The following is a 15,712-nucleotide window of genomic DNA, read 5'->3' as shown; positions in this document are numbered from 1 at the left end:
CGACGAACGGGCACCTTCGGTTGGGGTCGATTGTCACTGTCACGGCATGTCGGACCTCGGTGGACGGTAGACAGGAGCCTATGAGCACCTTCCGCCTGTGGGCCCCGGACGCCAAGACGGTCAGCCTCGTCGTGGCGGGGGCCACCGGCGACGCCACCCACGAGATGTCCGCCGGGCGCGGGGGCTGGTGGTGGATCAACGTGCCGTCGGCCAGGCACGGGGCGGACTACGCCTACGTGCTCGACGGCGACGACCAGGAACTGCCCGATCCACGTTCGGCCTGGCAGCCCCACGGCGTGCACGGGCGCTCCCGGCTCGTCGAGCACTCCACCTTCACCTGGACGGACGCGAGCTGGCGGGGCATCGCCCTGGCCGGCAGCGTGCTCTACGAACTGCACATCGGGACGTTCACCCCCGAGGGCACCTTCGACGCGGCGATCGAGAAGCTGCCGCACCTGGCCGAACTCGGCATCGACGCGGTCGAACTGCTGCCCGTCAACGCCTTCCCGGGTCGGCACGGCTGGGGTTACGACGGGGTGGGCCTGTTCGCCGTGCACGAGCCGTACGGCGGGCCGGACGGGCTCAAACGGTTCGTCGACGCCGCGCACGCCCACGGCATCGGCGTGATCATGGATGTGGTCTACAACCATCTCGGACCGGACGGCAACTACCTCAACCGGTTCGGCCCGTACTTCACCGACCGTTACATCACCCCGTGGGGCCCGGCGGTCAACCTGGACGCGCCCGGCTCCGACGAGGTGCGCGCGTTCATCCTGGGCAGCGCCCTGTCCTGGCTGCGTGAGTACCACTGCGACGGCCTGCGGCTGGACGCGGTGCACGCCTTCCAGGACAGTCGGGCGCTGCACCTGCTCGAGGAGATCGCCGAGTCGGTGCACCGGCTCGGCGCCCAGCAGCGCCGTCCGCTGTTCGCCGTCGCCGAGTCCGACCTGAACGACCCGCGTCTCGTCGTCGCCCCCGAAGCCGGCGGTTACGGGCTGGACGGCCAGTGGTGCGACGACGCCCACCACGCGCTGTGGGCGACGCTGTCCGGCGAGCGGCAGGGCTACTACATCGACTTCGGTTCACTCGCCACCCTCGCCCATGCCCTGACCAGGGGTTTCGTGCATGAAGGCGGCTACTCGACGTTTCGGGCCCGCTCCCATGGCCGGCCGATGCCGGCGACCACCCCGGCCTACCGGTTCGTCACGTTCCTGCAGAACCACGACCAGATCGGCAACCGGGCGCTCGGCGACCGTTCGTCCACGCAGCTCAGCGATGGTCTGCTGCGTATCGGAGCCGCGCTGCTGCTCACCTCGGCGCTCACCCCGATGCTGTTCATGGGTGAGGAGTGGGGTGCGCACACGCCCTGGCAGTACTTCACCGACCACACCGATCCGGACCTGGGCGACGCGGTCCGCAACGGCCGCCGCGCCGAGTTCGCCGCCCACGGCTGGGGCCCCGAGCAGGTCCCCGACCCACAGGACCCGGCCACCTTCGAGCGGTCACGGCTGGACTGGTCCGAGCCGACCCGCCCCGGCCACGGCAGCCTGCTCGACTGGCATCGCCGGCTGATCGGCCTGCGTCGCCGGCTGCCCGCGCTCACCGATCCGGCCTGGTCGTCGGTCGCCTGCACCTTCGACGAGCAGGCTCGCTGGCTGGTCGTGCGCCGCGGGGATGTCGCGATAGTCGTCAACTTCGCCGACGAACGTCAGGCGGTGCCGCTCGACGGCGTCCCGTTCGACGCGCCGGCCGCCTCCACCCCCGGTTTCACCTACATGCCCGGACGGGTGGAACTCGACGGCGAGTCGGTCGTCATCACCCGCCTGCTCCCCACCGAACACCCCGCCGGCTGACCGCCGCACCGCCTGGGCACCCGGCCGGGTGTCAGCGGCGGGTGCGGTCGCGCATCAGGTAGGCGTAGAGCCCACCCAGCACCGCCAGCCCCACCAGCAGCACCATGACGAGCAGGACGACGTAGGTTCCCATACCCGCATCGTCGCAGGGCCCCGCCTCGTCGGCGACAGACAGGTGGCGCGGGGCCGCCGGCGGATACAGTCGGCGCCGTGCGCTACCTGTTCTCCGAGACCGAACCGGCACCGGCCGTCCCCCCGCGGGGGGAGGTCGATCTCGACCAGGCGTACGCCTATCCGGAGAAGGCCGCCACACACAGTTACGTGCGGTCGAACTTCGTCAGCGCCGCGGACGGCGCCGCCGAGGTCGACGGCCGCTCCGGCCCGCTGGGCGGGGAGGGCGACCGGCAGGTGTTCCGGATGCTGCGCTGGTTGTGTGACGTGGTGCTCGTCGGCGCCGGCACCGTCCGGCATGAGAACTACGGCCCGGTGGTCATCCCGCCACAGCGTCGGGAGCAGCGGGTCGCCACCGGACTCGCGGCCGCGCCGCCGGTGGCGGTCGTCACCGCGTCGGCGGCGTTGGAACCGACCGCCCGGCTGTTCGACACCGAGGTACGCCCCATCATCCTGACCTGTGCCGACGCCCCCGCCGACCGGCGCGCGGCGTTGGCGCGGGTCGCCGAGGTCGTGCTGTGTGGCGACAGCACGGTCGAGCCGGGCGCCGCGCTCGCCGCGCTGGCCGAACGGGGCCTGACCCGGGTGCTGCTCGAGGGCGGCCCGACCCTGCACGCCCAGCTCGCCGCGGCCGGCCTGCTCGACGAACTGTGCCTGACCGTCGCCCCCCTGCTCGCCGGCCCCGGCCACAAGAGCATCACGATGGGCGACGACTGGGCGCGGCCCGTCCCCCTGCGGCTGACCCAGGTTCTCACCGAGGACGGCAGCCTGTTCCTGCGCTACCAGCGAGGCCAGTGCGGTCCCTGACACGAACCCCTCGCGTCAGTCCGGCGGGCGTTGTCCACAGGGGCGGGTCGGCGGTGGTCGCCGGGTGTCGTCGTCCACAGCGCCGGTGCGCGGCCGGCGAGACCCCGCCTGTCGTTGTTACGGTCACCGCACCCCGACCCTGATCCTGACGGTGGTGTGCGATGACGGATGTCGATGCGGCCCGGGCGGCTACGGCGGATGCCCTGGCGGTGGCCCGGCGGGTGCAGGCCGAGGTGGAGCAGGCCCTTGATCAGGTCAACGCTGCCGGCGTCGCGGCCTGGGAGGGCGCCGCGGCCGAGCAGGCCGCGCAGCGGCTGCGCCGGTTGGCCGTCGAGGCCGCGGCGGTGCTGGCGAGCTGCGTGCGCCTGTGCGAGCAGGCCGGGCTCGCCACCGGTCCACCCCAACCTCCGCCGCCGTCCCCGCCGTCCCCGCTGTCGTCGCCGTCCGGGCGGCAGGCGGGTCCGGCGTCGTGACGGCCCACGGCCTGACGATCCGCACGGCGGCCGGGGCGGAGCCTGGCCGGGTGCTCGTCGATCCGGTGCGGCTACGCGGTCTCGCGAGGGCGGTGGGAGCGGCGGCGCAGGCACTTCGCGCCGGTGCCCGGGCGCTGGAGCGAGCGGCGTCCCTCGCCGCGGGGCTGGCCGGGCTCGCCGGGTTCGTCGAGCAGCTCCTGCGCCTGGCGGCGGCGTTCGACACCGAGGCGGGTGCCCTGACCGACCGCGGTGGCGCCGCCGAGCGGGCCGACGTCGTCCTGCCACGGGTGTCGCTCGCGGCGAGGGACCTTCACGTGCTGCCCGTGATGGCGCGCACGGCGTCGGCGCACACGGCCGCGTGGGTGGCGGGGCGGGCGGCGGCGACATTACTGACGGGCGGTTCCGGTTCCGGTTCCGGTTCCGGCGGCAGCGGCAGCGGCAGCGGCAGCGGCAGCGGCAGCGGCAGCGGCCATGATGCTCGGGCAGGCCGGCGGCTGGGGTCGCCCGGCGCGTCTGGCGTCGGCGGCCCGGGGGGTACCGGCGGCGCCAGCGAGGGTGGCGGGGCCCGGCCGGCGGCGCTGCGGCTGCTGGGCGCGCGGGCGAACGATCCGGAGTTCGTCGCCGGTTTCTACGACACGCTCGGTCCGGCCGGGCTCGCGGCTCTGCTCACCCGGCTGGCCGGGTACGTCCCGGGGCCGCTGGGTCACCGGCCGCCGCCGACCTCGGGCGTGGACCAACCGCAGGCGCACGCGCTGCTGGGGCGCACCTTCGCCGCCTACAGCCGGTTCCGTGGTCTCGACGATGCCTGGCTGGGCCGCTTCAACGTCACCGGGCGCACCGACCGGGTTGACGCGGTGCTGCTCACTCCCCTGCTCGGCGCCGGGCGGTTCGACCGCACCCTGCTTGACCGGCTCGCCCGGCTGACCTTCGGCGCCGGCGACGGCATCACCGACCCGCGCGTGACCGGTGCCGGCATCCGTGCGCAGGCGGTCGACGACGGGCTGCGGGCCGGTGCGTACCAGGTGGCGTTGCTCGACGCGATTCGGCTCGAGCCCGCGCTGGTGGCACAGGTCGCCGCACGTCATGTCGAGCTGGCCGTCGGGGCGTCGATGATCGGCGCGCTGCGGCTGCCGGTGCGGGTCGCCACCCTGCCAGCGGCGACGCTTGCCGCCTGGTCACGGGTGATCGCCGCGGCTGGCTCGCCGGCGGCGCGGGCCGCCGATCCGGCCGGCAGCGCGGCCTTCGTCGGGCGGCTCGTCCAGACGATGGCCGCGACCGACCAACCGACACTGCCGCTGCGGCTGCGGGCGGCGTTCGTCCCGGTGCTGCACACCTACCGTGACGAGCTCTACGCGACGGTGACAGCGGTGGTACCGGGTCGGGCCGACAGCGGGGACCCGGCCGACGGGTTGGCGGACGTGCCCGCCGCCGCCTGGCGGGCGCTGCTGCGGGAGTGTCTGCGCGGTGGTGCGCTGGCCGGTTCGCTGGCCCGTGACGCCGCCGGTTACGGCGTCGATCTCGAGGCTCGGCTGGCGGCCCGAACCCGAGGCTGGAACCAGCCTGCCGGTGGCTATCCCTCGAGTCCCCGCGCGCTGGGCTACCTGCAGGCCGTCCGAGCGCAGACGTTCTTCGCCCAGGTGCTGGTCGACGCGGCCGATGATGTCGTGCGTGACCATGCGGCGTCCGGTGCCGCCCATCGGCGTCGCCAGGGCGCGATCCTGGAACTGCTGGCCACGGTCGCGACGTCCATCGAACCGTCGAACCCCTCGGGAACCATCACCAGGATGACGGTCGGGCTGACCGTCGACGCGCTCGAGATCGCGATCCGCCAGCGATACCGGGACACCGGCACCGCCGGCCCCCGCCGTGTCCTGGCCGGTCTGCGGGCGGCCGCCCGCGATCTGCCTGACTGGGTCGGGGTCTACGAGTCGAGCGCCCGGCTGCTGTGGGCGCGGCGCGCCAGCGATCCGCTTCGGCCCGTCACGGTGACCGATGACGCCGGGCGGCACCGCACCTACACCGGCGATCCGCATCAGGATGGCTTCATCACCGGAGCGCGGACCGATTTTCTCGACGCCACCGGGGCACCCCTGGCGGTGGCGGCGATGACCCCGCGTCAGCGCGGCGCCTACCGGGCCTGGTTGGAGTCGCCGGCCATGGTCGCCAACAACGACCGGCTGCCCATGCTGGCCGGATTCGCCGCCGCGGGCGATACCCGTGTCCCACCCGACCGTGCCCTTCGGCCCGACGCATGAGCTCCGGGATCCGAACCGGGCGTGTCGCGCACCGGTCGACGCGGTCACCGACCCGGGGTCAGCGCAGGACGCGGCTCAGCTCGATCGGCGCCGGCCGGCCGAACACGGCACGCCGCCGGCCGAGGGTCCGAGGATGAGAGGCTCAGAGGATCATGCCGGCGCCGAGGGTGGTGCCGGTGACCTCGTCGATGAGCAGCACGCTGCCCGTCGTGCGGTTGCGGCGGTAGGGGTCGTAGCACAATGGGGACGTCGTGCGCAGCGCGATCCGTCCGATGTCGTTGAGGCCCAGGGTGTCGATGGTCTCGTCCCGGTGCAGGGTGTCGATGTCGACGCGGTAGGAGATGTCGGTGACCATCGCCCGCACCGAGCGGGTGGTGTGCTTGACGCCGATCCGGGCCCGGCGACGCAGCGGCGCGTCCACCATCCAGGACACCATCAGGTTGATGTCCTGGCCGACCGTGGGCTGGTTGTTCGGGCGGGCGATCAGGTCGCCGCGGGAGACGTCCAGGTCGTCCTCGAGGCGCACGGTCACCGACATGGGCGGGAACGCCTCGTCGACCGGGCCCTCGAAGCTGTCGATCCCGGCGACCCGCGTGGTCAGACCCGAGGGCAGCACGATGACGTCGTCGCCGGGCTTGAGCACACCGCCGGCGACCTGCCCCGCGTAGCCGCGGTAGTCGGGTAGTTCCTCGCTGCGGGGACGCACCACCCACTGCACCGGGAACCGGACGTCGATGAGGTTGCGGTCGGAGGCGATGTGCAGCTCCTCCAGATGGTGCAGCAGCGAACTGCCGTCGTACCAGGGGGTGCTGGGCGAACGCGAGACGACGTTGTCGCCACTGAGCGCCGAGACCGGGATCGCGGTGACGTCGACGATCTCGAGCTTCGCCGCGAAATGCCGGAACTCCTCCTTGATCTTCTCGAAGATCTCCCGGTCGAAGTCGACGAGGTCCATCTTGTTCACGCACAGCACCAGGTGCGGAACCTGCAGCAGGGAGGCGAGGAAGGCGTGCCGGCGGGTCTGCTCGACCACACCCTTGCGGGCGTCGACGAGCAGCAGCGCGAGGTCCGCGGTCGAGGCGCCGGTGACCATGTTGCGGGTGTACTGCACGTGCCCGGGAGTGTCGGCGAGGATGAACGACCGCCGGGGGGTCGCGAAGTAGCGGTAGGCGACGTCGATGGTGATGCCCTGCTCACGTTCGGCGCGCAGGCCGTCGGTGAGCAGCGCCAGGTCGACGTAGCCGTCGCCGCGTTCCCGACTGGTCCGCTCGACCGCCGCCAGCTGGTCGGTGAACAGGGACTTCGTGTCGTAGAGCAGCCGGCCGATCAGCGTCGACTTGCCGTCGTCGACGGATCCGGCGGTCGCCACGCGCAGCAGCTCGGCCATCAGAAGTACCCCTCCCGCTTGCGGTCCTCCATGGCGGCCTCGCTGACCCGGTCGTCGGCGCGGGTGGCACCACGTTCGGTGATCCTGGTCGCCGCGACCTCGGCGATGACCTCCTCGGGCGTGTGCGCCGTCGACTCGACCGCACCGGTGCAGGTGATGTCACCGACCGTCCGGTAGCGGATGCGGCGGGGCACGGCGGTCTCGCCGGGGCGGGGCAGCGTCAGCGGCGTGACCGCGAGCAGCATGCCGTCGCGCTCGACGACGTCGCGGCTGTGCGCGTAGTAGATCGAGGGGATCTCGAGCCGCTCCTGGGCGATGTAACGCCAGATGTCGAGCTCGGTCCAGTTCGACAGCGGGAACACCCGGATGTGCTCGCCGGGCCGGTGCCGGCCGTTGTACAGCGACCACAGCTCGGGACGCTGGTTCTTCGGGTCCCACTGGCCGAACTCGTCGCGGAAGGAGTACACCCGCTCCTTGGCCCGGGCCTTCTCCTCGTCGCGGCGCGCGCCACCGAAGACCGCGTCGAACCGGTTGTCGGCGATCGCGTCGAGCAGCACCGGGGTCTGCAACTGGTTGCGGGACGCGCCCGGGCGGGTGTCCTCGGTCAGCGTGCCGGCGTCGATCGCGGCCTGCACGGACGCGACGATCAGGCGGGCGCCGAGCTCCTTGGCGCGATGGTCGCGGAACGCGAGCACCTCGTCGAAGTTGTGCCCGGTGTCGATGTGCAGCAGCGGGAACGGCAGCTTCGCGGGCCAGAACGCCTTCTCCGCCACCCGCAGCATGACGATCGAGTCCTTGCCGCCGCTGAACAGCAACGCGGGACGCTCGAACTCGGCCGCGACCTCACGGAAGATGTGGATCGCTTCGGCCTCGAGCATCTGCAGATGGGTGAGCTCGTAACCCCTGACAGGCACGCGGATACCCCTCGTCGAGCCGGTGTATCCGTCCAAACTAGCCGACCCCAGCGTCCGTAGGCTGGTTTCGCCACCGTTAAGCAGCTCACCCACGTCACACGGCTGTCACCAGACGCCCACCGGGCGCACTCTGATCACCCGGCGACTCGCCCGGGAGCTCATCCGGCGGCGGCGATGGCCGCGAGCACGGCCGTGGCCAGCGGCGCCGTACAGATGACCAGGTCCGGTAGCAGCGGGTCGGGCTGGTTGTAGCGCAGCGCCGAGCCGTCGAGGCGGCTGGTGTGCAGGCCGGCCGCCCTCGCCACAGCCACGGGCGCGGCGGAGTCCCATTCGTACTGGCCCCCGGCGTGCAGGTAGATCTCGGCCTGACCGCGGATGACCGCGCCGGCCTTCGCGCCCGCCGACCCCATCGGCACGATCGTCGCCCCCAGCGCCTCGGCGACCTGGGTGACCAGCAGCGGGGCTCGGGTGCGACTGGCCACGATCCGCGGCGGGCTCACCACCGGCCGGGTCTGCGGCGCGGCGGCGGCCGGCAGCGTGATGCCCAGCGCCGGCAGCGCGACCGCGCCGCAGACGAGCTCACCGCGTTCCCACAACGCGACGTGGACAGCCCAGTCGGAGCGGCCGGGCTCGGCGAACTCGCGGGTGCCGTCAAGCGGATCGACGATCCACACGCGTTCGGCGGCCAGCCGCGCCGGGTCGTCCACACCCTCCTCGGACAGCACCGCGTCCAGCGGCCGGTGGCGGGCCAGGGCCCGGGCCAGCAGCTGGTGCGAGCGGGCGTCCCCGGCGTCGCGCAGCGTGGCGGGTTCGGCGAACCCCACCTCGTCGCGGATCCTGAGCAGAAGTTTGCCGGCATCCGTGGCCAAACGCCGGGCCAGGTCATTGTCGTCGAGTTCGTCGCTCGCGATGTCGACGGGAACGCGAGCCGGCTGGCTGGTGTCGTCGGTGTTCATCGAAGGGGAGTCTGTCACCCGCTACGGTCGCGAGTGTGAGTGCCACCTCTGCTCCGAATCCTGATCGTCACGTCGTCTCCCCGACGGACCCCGCCGCGGGCTCGACCGGGTCCGCGGGCCATCCCGCGGCGTCCGCCGGCGGTGATCCGCTGCTGACGCTGGTCGGCCCGGCCCGGGCGGCCGAGCTGACCTCGGCCTCGCGGGACTGGTCGTCGCTGACCCTCACGCCGGCGCAGCTCGCCGGGCTCGAGCTGCTGCTCGTGGGCGCCTACGGCCCGCATCCCGGCTACCCGGCGCAGGACGAGGTGGCCGGGGTCCCGGTGCCGACCCTGATCGTCCCGACCGGTCTCGACCCGACACCGCAGGTGCCGGCGCCCGGGTCGAGCGTCGCGCTGCGCGACGCCGAGGGCGTGATGATCGCCGCCCTGCACGTGGGGGCGACGATCCCGGCGCCGAGTACGGGGCAGGGCGGGGCGGGGCAGGGTGGGGCGGGGCCGGTACGCCTCGTCGGTGAGCTCGAGGGCATCCGGCTGCCGCATCACCCCGACCATCCGGACCTGCGGCTCACCCCGGACCAGCTGCGCGCGGAACTACGGGCCCGCGGCTGGATCGGCCCCCAGGTCGGCGAGGGTGCCGCGTGGGCGGTGTGGGCCGACGGTCTGCTGCACACCGCGGACGTCGGACGCATCCGGGCGCTGACCCGGCAGGGCAAACGCTGCGTCGTGCTCGCCCCGGTCGGTGGGGCCGACCCGGCGGACGCCCGCCACCATCTGCGGGTGCGCTGCCTGCTGGCGGCGCTGGACGCCGTCGACGCGCCGCTGCGCCCCTCCGAGGCGACGCTCGCCTCCGAGGCGGTGGCCTCCGACGCCCTGGGCACCGGGGGATCGGGGCGCCACCGTGAGCCGACGCCCGACCCCTACCGTCGTCCCGCGCCCGGTGATGCGACGCGCGGCCGACGCAGCCTGCTCGTGCTCGTCCCCGCACTGCCCTCGCCGCTGCTGGTGACGCCGCGTGAGCCGGGCCTGAGCGCGACGGTCCTGAGCGGGCCGGCCAGCACCGGGGCCGCCGCCGGAGCCACTGCCGGCGCTGCCACCGCTGGCGGCAACGGGGACGGCGTCCCGACACCCGGCCAGGATGGCGCCGGTGTCGACGCCGAACCCGGCGCGGCCCGCGATCTCGGCACCCCGGTCAACCCTGGCACACCGGTCGACCTTGGCCTGGAGGCGGCCGAACTGTCCCGGCTCACCGCCGAGCGGGCCCAACTGGCCAGCGCCTACGGTCTGACCGGCAGCCTGACCGGTCCGGCGATCGGCGCCCCGGGGCGCGACGAGCTCGCCTCGCTGCTCGACAGCGGTGGGCCGATTCCCGCCGAGCTCACCCCGCCGACGGTGGCCGCCGAACTGACCCGGGCGGTGCCGCCGCGGCTGCGGCGGGGGCTGACGGTCCTGTTCACCGGGCTGTCCGGCTCCGGCAAGTCGACGCTGGCCGGTCTGCTGGTCTGCCGGTTGCTCGAGGAGGGTGGGCGCCGGGTGACCCTGTTGGACGGGGATGTGGTGCGCACCCATCTGTCGAAGGGCCTCGGCTTCGACCGCGCCGACCGGGACACCAACGTGCGCCGGATCGGGTTCGTCGCGGCGCAGGTCGCCGGGGCGGGAGGCACCGCGGTGTGCGCGCCGATCGCCCCCTACGCCGAGGTGCGCGCCGAGGTACGGGCGATGGTCCGCGCGGCCGGCGGGGGCTTCGTGCTCGTCCATGTGGCGACGCCGGTCGAGGTGTGCGAGGCCCGTGACCGCAAGGGTCTGTACGCCAAGGCCCGGGCCGGGGTGATCCCCGCGTTCACCGGTGTCTCGGACCCGTACGAGGTGCCGCAGGACGCCGACGTCACCGTCGACACCGCCCGGCTCTCGCCCGAGGAGTCCGTCGACCGGGTGCTCGACCATCTGCGCCTGGCCGGCTGGCTCGCCGCCGACTGAGCTCGGGCGCCGACCCGACAGGAGGGGGCCGGCGCCCGGGCGGCGAGCCGGCGGATCAGTAGGCGCCCTCGCGGCGCAGCACGGCGAAGACGGTGCGCCACAGGATGACGAAGTCCATCGCCAGCGACCAGTTCTCCACGTAGCGCAGGTCCAGGCGCACCGACTCGTCCCATTCGAGGTCGGAGCGGCCGCTGATCTGCCACAGGCCGGTCAGACCCGGTTTGACCATGAGGCGGCGGTGCACGTCGTCCTCGTAGCGGGCGACCTCGCTGGGCAGCGGTGGGCGCGGACCGACCAGCGACATGGTGCCGTTGAGCACGTTGAACAGCTGCGGCAGCTCGTCCAGCGACCACTTGCGCAGGAACTTGCCGGCCCGGGTGATGCGCGGGTCGTCACGCATCTTGAACAGCAGTCCCTCGCCCCGCTCGTTGTGCGACTCGAGGTCGGCCTTGCGGGCCTCGGCGTCGATGTACATCGACCGGAACTTGAACATCGTGAAGTGCTCGCCGCCGCGGCCGACCCGGATCTGCTTGAACAGCGCCGGACCGCGGCTGGTGAGGCGCACCGCGAGGCCGAGGCCGAGCAGCAGCGGCGAGAACAGCAGGATCACCGTTATGGCGACGAAGCGGTCGAACACGCCCTTCATCACCCGCCGGGTGCCGGACAGTTCCGGCTCCTCGATGTGCAGCAGCGGCAGCCCGGCCACCGGCCGGATCGAGATCCGCGGGCCGGTCACATCGGTGAGTGCCGAGGAGACCAGCACGTCGACGTCGCTGCCCTCCAGCGTCCACAGCACCCGGCGCAGCGTCTCGCCGTCCATCTGCGGGCAGATCGCCACCGTGGTGGCGTGGGTGGCGCTGATCGCGGTGTGCAGGGTGTCGGAGGTGCCCACGATCGGCACGCCCAGCAGGTCGAAGCCGCTGCGTTCGGGACGGTCGTGGCTGTGCCGGCCGGGTGAGCGGTCCAGCACGACACCGACGACGGCCCAGCCGGATGTCGGGTCTCGTTGGGCCAGTCGCACGAGGGTGGCCGCCGACTCGCCGGCCCCGACGACCAGAACCCGGTGCAGGCAGCGCCCGGAGCGGCGCATCCGGTGCAGGATGCCGCGGCCGATCACCCGCCCGGCCACCGAGAAGACGGTGGCCGCCGGGAAGGCGATGAGCACGTAGCTTCGGGCGATCTCGGCCTTGGTGGCGTAGGAGGCGATGGCCACCGCGGCGGTAAGCCGGGCGGCGGAGTTCACCACCCGGCGGAACTCCTCCGAGCCGCCGCCGAGGAACCGGCTCTCGTAGGCCCGGTTGAGTGACATCGCCAGCACCCAGGCCAGCGGCAGCAGCACCGTCATCAGGATGTACGGCTTGATCGAGATCGGTTCGGTGTCGAAGCTGACCAGGTTGCCGAACCGGACGAAGAAGGCCAGGGCGGCGGCGAGCACACACGCCGCCGCGTCGAACCCGAGCAGCATCCGCACGTAGCGACGTTCCCAGTTGACCTGGGCCCGGTAGGCCAGCGACGGGTCGCCGCCCGCCCGGGCGGCGCTGTGCCGCCCGACCGACGAGCCCAGCGACCCGGCGTTCGACCCGCGCCGGGAGCGGCCACCGCGCCCCTGACCCGGTACCCCGCCGGCCCCGTCGGGCGGCTCCGGTCCGCCGGAGCCGCCATAGCCACCGGGCCCGCCGAACCCGCCAGGATCGGCGGGCCCGCCAGGGCTCATGGGGCCGCTGGGATGTGCGCCGTCCGGCCCGTACTGCGGCCGTACCGGCGGGTACTGCACGCCGGCACCCTGGTCGTCGCGCGGCCGGGCGACGACGTTGGGGCCGCCCGAGCGCCGATTACCCGACATGGTGTCGGTCACCTCTGGACTAGTCCGGTTTGCGCCGGCTCGCAGTAGTTCGCGTTAACGTGTGACTCCCCCGCCGATCGCCCGTACCGCATCGACCGCCCGGCCTGGCGCGGTCGGTCTATCCCGTTCGATCGACGCGAGAACCTGTTCCGACCGCCTCTGGCCGGGGGTCGCTCCGGCGGCGGCGAGCTCATCTTTCGGTGATGCATCGACCGGACCTCCAGCGCTCTTCCCCCGCCACTGAATGAGCCCCACGGGCGGCACGAGGACGACTCGCACCCGCTCGCGGACCTGGGCCGCACGCCCGTGATCACGCCTGGGCCGCCACGGCGGACCAGACCGAACACCTGGCATGACCGGCGCCCTGCTCATGGGCAACGTTACCGGCCCTCTCAGGCCGAACCACCAGCGGGCGGATGGGGCACCCACCCATTCGAGGCGCATGGATCGCCCGTTGCCACGGCGTCATCCGTCCGTTTGCGGCGACTCAAGGTAACAGAGATGGCGCCACGATCCGATAACTCGACGCAACCGGATTTCCGTGATTGCGCTCTGGTCATGACATGCGGGGACCCGGAACCCGAGCGACACGCTGTGTATACAACGAGCGACGATTGTGCTACTGTGCGTCATGCTCCTGGGCGTGACCGAGGAGCTTCCGGGCCCCTGACCTCTGTGGGAGCGCGGACGCAACACCTGCCGTGGACCGTGGTCCGACCCGCACGACGGCGCACCACGAGCACGGCTACAGAACGGTCGGCGTCTGCCGGACGGGTGGGGGCGCCCAGGCAGACGCCGACTGCGTCAGGCCGCGGGCAGCCCCGCACCCGCGCGCGGCGACCGACTGTTCTCGCAGGTCAGCGGCCCTGTTACGGCAGGGCGGCGATGATGTCGGCGACGGGCTTGCGGGCGCCGGTGTAGAAGGGGGTTTCCAGCCGGGTGTGTCGCCGGGCGGAGCTCGCGCGCAGGTGGCGCAGGCAGTCGACGATCCGGTGCAGCTCGTCGGCCTCGAACGCGAGCAGCCACTCGTAGTCGTTGAGACCGAACGACGCCACGGTGTTCGCCCGGACGTCCTCGAACTCGCGCCCCATCATGCCGTGCTCGGCGAGCATCCCCCGTCGCTCGTAATCGGGTAGCAGATACCACTCCAGGGAACGGTTGAACGGGTACACGCAGACATACGTACGGGGGTCCTCCCGGCGCACGAAGGCCGGGATGTGGTTGCGGTTGAACTCGGCCGGGCGGTGCAGCCCGACCGACGACCACACCGGACGCAGATGCCCACCGAGTGTGGTCTGGCGGAACCGCTGGTAGGTCTCCTGCAGCAGATCCGGGTCAGGGCTGGTCCACCACAGCATCAGGTCGGCGTCAGCCCGGTAGCCGGACAGCTCGTAGAGCCCGCGGGTGTAGACGTCCTTGGCGAGGGCGCCCTCGAGCAGCGCCTCGACCTCGTCGGTCAGGGCGCCCCGTTCGGCGGGCAGCCGACGGTCGGCGGCGAAGACCGACCACCCGGTGTAGAGCAGCTCGGCGTTGAGCTCGTTGGCGGACTTCGTGGACTCCGGCATTCGGCGGTCTCCATGGTCGGCCGGCCGGGCCCACCCCGGCCGGAATCGCGGTCAGACTCCGGGGGCAGCCGGCTGGGTCGGGCCACCGTGTGTGGCGCGGACGGCCCCCCGCAACACCGCGGCGGCGGCGGCCTCACCCGAGCGGATGCAGGCGGGGATGCCGATCCCGTCGTAGCCCGCGCCGGCCAGGGCGAGGCCGGCGGGCAGGGACCGGCGCACGGCGGCGACCCGGTTCAGATGGCCCGGCAGGTACTGCGGCAGCCCACCCTCCCAACGGCTCACCCGGGACGCGATCGGACGCGCCAGCAACCCGGTGATCTGCGCGATCTCGGCGGCGGCGATCCCCGCGAGCTCCGTGTCACCACGGGTCAGGTCGCCCTCGGCGCCGGCCCGCCCGAGACTGGCGCGTACCACCGTGAGACCCGCCGCGCCGACGTGCGGCCACTTCGTGGTGAGGAACGTCGCCGCCTTCACCGCGGTTCCCGCCCTGGCCGGCACCAGGAAGCCGCTGCCGGGCGGCGGGGTGACGTCCCGGTAGATGAGCGTCACCAGCCCGACGGAGGCGTACGGGACGCCGGCCAGCGGCGCCGCGGCGTGCGGAACGATCGGGCGCAGCAGCGAGCGGGCCACTCCCGTGGGCACGGCGAGGATCACCGCGTCGGCCAGCAGCGGCTCGGGGGTCACCCCGGTGCGGTCACGCCCGCACACCACCCGCCATCCGGACGCGGTGCGTTCCAGCGCCCGCACGGACACGCCGGTGCGCACGGTGGCGCCGCAGCGCTCGGCCAGCCGCCGGGCGAACCCGCCGAGGCCGCCGCGCACGCTGGCGAACACCGGTGTGGCGGCGGCGCTGGGCGCGGGACCGGTGCGGGCCCGCACCCGGTGCGCGCCGAGCAGCAGCGAACGGTCCTCGGCGAGGATGGGGACGAGCTGGGGCACGGTGGCCCGCAGTGACAGCGCGTCGGCCCGGCCGGCGTACACGCCACCGAGCAGCGGATCGACGAGCAGGTCGACGACCTCCCGGCCGACCCGCGCGCCGACGAAGGCGCCGACGGTCGGATCCTCGGGGAACTGCGAGCGCGGCAGGGCGAGGTCGGCGGCGGCCCGCAGCATCCCCCACGGCGAGAGCACACCCGAGCGGATCAGGCCGAACGCGTCGGTGGGCACCCCGAGCATGGTGTTCGGCGGGATGGGCCGCAGCCGGCCGCGAATCCACAGCGACGCCGACGTCGTGGCCGGATGCACCACGTCATGGCCGAGCCCGATCTGGCGGGCCAGCCGCAGGCCGTCGGGGACCCGGGCGAGAAACGACTCGGCGCCCTCCTCGACGTCCATCCCCTCGATCGGCGTCGTGTGCAGCTTGCCGCCGACCCGCTCGGCCGCGTCCAGGACGGTGACCTCGGCCTGACCAGCCAGCGCGTGGGCGGCGGCGAGCCCGGAAACGCCCGCACCGACGATGACAACCCGCACGTTCCTGCCGCCCTCTCGCAGAGCCACGAACTTCGAACTCACGAA

At 73.2% G+C, this 15,712-nt stretch carries 11 protein-coding genes; 5 read left to right on the top strand and 6 right to left on the bottom strand.

The window, feature by feature from the left end; translation table 11 throughout:
- Nucleotides 1–80 precede the first annotated feature (80 nt).
- From treZ to MXD59_RS27665, 4 genes are all read left to right on the top strand, one after another.
- Nucleotides 81–1,853, top strand: a complete 1,773-nt coding sequence (treZ, locus tag MXD59_RS20380; protein WP_248826232.1) for a malto-oligosyltrehalose trehalohydrolase — start codon at nt 81–83, stop codon at nt 1,851–1,853.
- A 210-nt stretch (nt 1,854–2,063) separates the two neighbouring features.
- Nucleotides 2,064–2,831, top strand: a complete 768-nt coding sequence (locus MXD59_RS20375) for a pyrimidine reductase family protein (RefSeq protein WP_248826231.1) — start codon at nt 2,064–2,066, stop codon at nt 2,829–2,831.
- Nucleotides 2,832–2,992: 161 nt separating this feature from the next.
- Nucleotides 2,993–3,304: a hypothetical protein gene (locus MXD59_RS20370; RefSeq protein WP_248826230.1), complete on the top strand. Its 312-nt coding sequence runs from the start codon at nt 2,993–2,995 to the stop codon at nt 3,302–3,304.
- On the top strand, nt 3,301–5,559 hold the full coding sequence (locus tag MXD59_RS27665) for a hypothetical protein (protein WP_248826229.1): 2,259 nt from the start codon (nt 3,301–3,303) through the stop codon (nt 5,557–5,559). The genes MXD59_RS20370 and MXD59_RS27665 overlap by 4 nt, the downstream gene beginning before the upstream one ends.
- 142 nt (nt 5,560–5,701) lie before the next feature.
- Here the strand turns inward: MXD59_RS27665 and MXD59_RS20360 are convergent, their stop codons facing one another.
- The 3 genes from MXD59_RS20360 to MXD59_RS20350 form a co-directional block, all read right to left on the bottom strand.
- Entirely contained in the window at nt 5,702–6,946 is a 1,245-nt protein-coding gene (locus MXD59_RS20360; protein ID WP_248826228.1) for a sulfate adenylyltransferase subunit 1, read from the bottom strand.
- Nucleotides 6,946–7,860, bottom strand: coding sequence for a sulfate adenylyltransferase subunit CysD (cysD, locus tag MXD59_RS20355; RefSeq protein ID WP_248826227.1), 915 nt, complete (start codon nt 7,858–7,860; stop codon nt 6,946–6,948). Before cysD ends, MXD59_RS20360 begins: the two co-directional genes overlap by 1 nt.
- 158 nt (nt 7,861–8,018) lie before the next feature.
- Nucleotides 8,019–8,816, bottom strand: coding sequence for a 3'(2'),5'-bisphosphate nucleotidase CysQ (locus MXD59_RS20350; RefSeq protein ID WP_248826246.1), 798 nt, complete (start codon nt 8,814–8,816; stop codon nt 8,019–8,021).
- Between the two features lie 35 nt (nt 8,817–8,851).
- Between MXD59_RS20350 and cysC the strand changes: the two genes are divergently transcribed.
- A complete protein-coding gene (gene cysC / locus MXD59_RS20345) occupies nt 8,852–10,789 on the top strand; it encodes an adenylyl-sulfate kinase (RefSeq protein ID WP_248826226.1) in 1,938 nt (645 codons plus the stop codon).
- 55 nt (nt 10,790–10,844) lie between these two features.
- On the opposite strand, the gene MXD59_RS20340 is transcribed toward cysC, so the two are convergent.
- The 3 genes from MXD59_RS20340 to hemG all read right to left on the bottom strand — a co-directional run bounded on the left by MXD59_RS20340 (nt 10,845) and on the right by hemG (nt 15,667).
- Complete coding sequence (locus MXD59_RS20340) at nt 10,845–12,644, bottom strand: sugar transferase (RefSeq protein WP_372512150.1); 1,800 nt, start codon at nt 12,642–12,644, stop codon at nt 10,845–10,847.
- Nucleotides 12,645–13,501: 857 nt separating this feature from the next.
- On the bottom strand, nt 13,502–14,197 hold the full coding sequence (gene hemQ / locus MXD59_RS20335) for a hydrogen peroxide-dependent heme synthase (protein ID WP_163547830.1): 696 nt from the start codon (nt 14,195–14,197) through the stop codon (nt 13,502–13,504).
- A gap of 51 nt (nt 14,198–14,248) precedes the next feature.
- Complete coding sequence (hemG, locus tag MXD59_RS20330) at nt 14,249–15,667, bottom strand: protoporphyrinogen oxidase (protein WP_163547841.1); 1,419 nt, start codon at nt 15,665–15,667, stop codon at nt 14,249–14,251.
- Nucleotides 15,668–15,712 lie beyond the last annotated feature (45 nt).

The organism is Frankia umida (genome assembly GCF_023242945.1).
GTDB classification, from domain to species: Bacteria; Actinomycetota; Actinomycetes; order Frankiales; family Frankiaceae; genus Frankia; species Frankia umida.
The sequence above is the reverse complement of the archived record's forward strand: the minus strand, read 5'-3'. Positions and strand labels throughout refer to the sequence as shown.

Bases quoted from the DNA above. Each gene is read 5' to 3' on its own strand.
- treZ (WP_248826232.1), top strand. From the start codon at position 81: ATGAGCACCTTCCGCCTGTGGGCCCCGGACGCCAAGACGGTCAGCCTC.
- MXD59_RS20370 (WP_248826230.1), top strand. From the start codon at position 2,993: ATGACGGATGTCGATGCGGCCCGGGCGGCTACGGCGGATGCCCTGGCG.
- MXD59_RS20360 (WP_248826228.1), bottom strand. From the start codon at position 6,946: ATGGCCGAGCTGCTGCGCGTGGCGACCGCCGGATCCGTCGACGACGGC.
- MXD59_RS20350 (WP_248826246.1), bottom strand. From the start codon at position 8,816: ATGAACACCGACGACACCAGCCAGCCGGCTCGCGTTCCCGTCGACATC.
- hemQ (WP_163547830.1), bottom strand. From the start codon at position 14,197: ATGCCGGAGTCCACGAAGTCCGCCAACGAGCTCAACGCCGAGCTGCTC.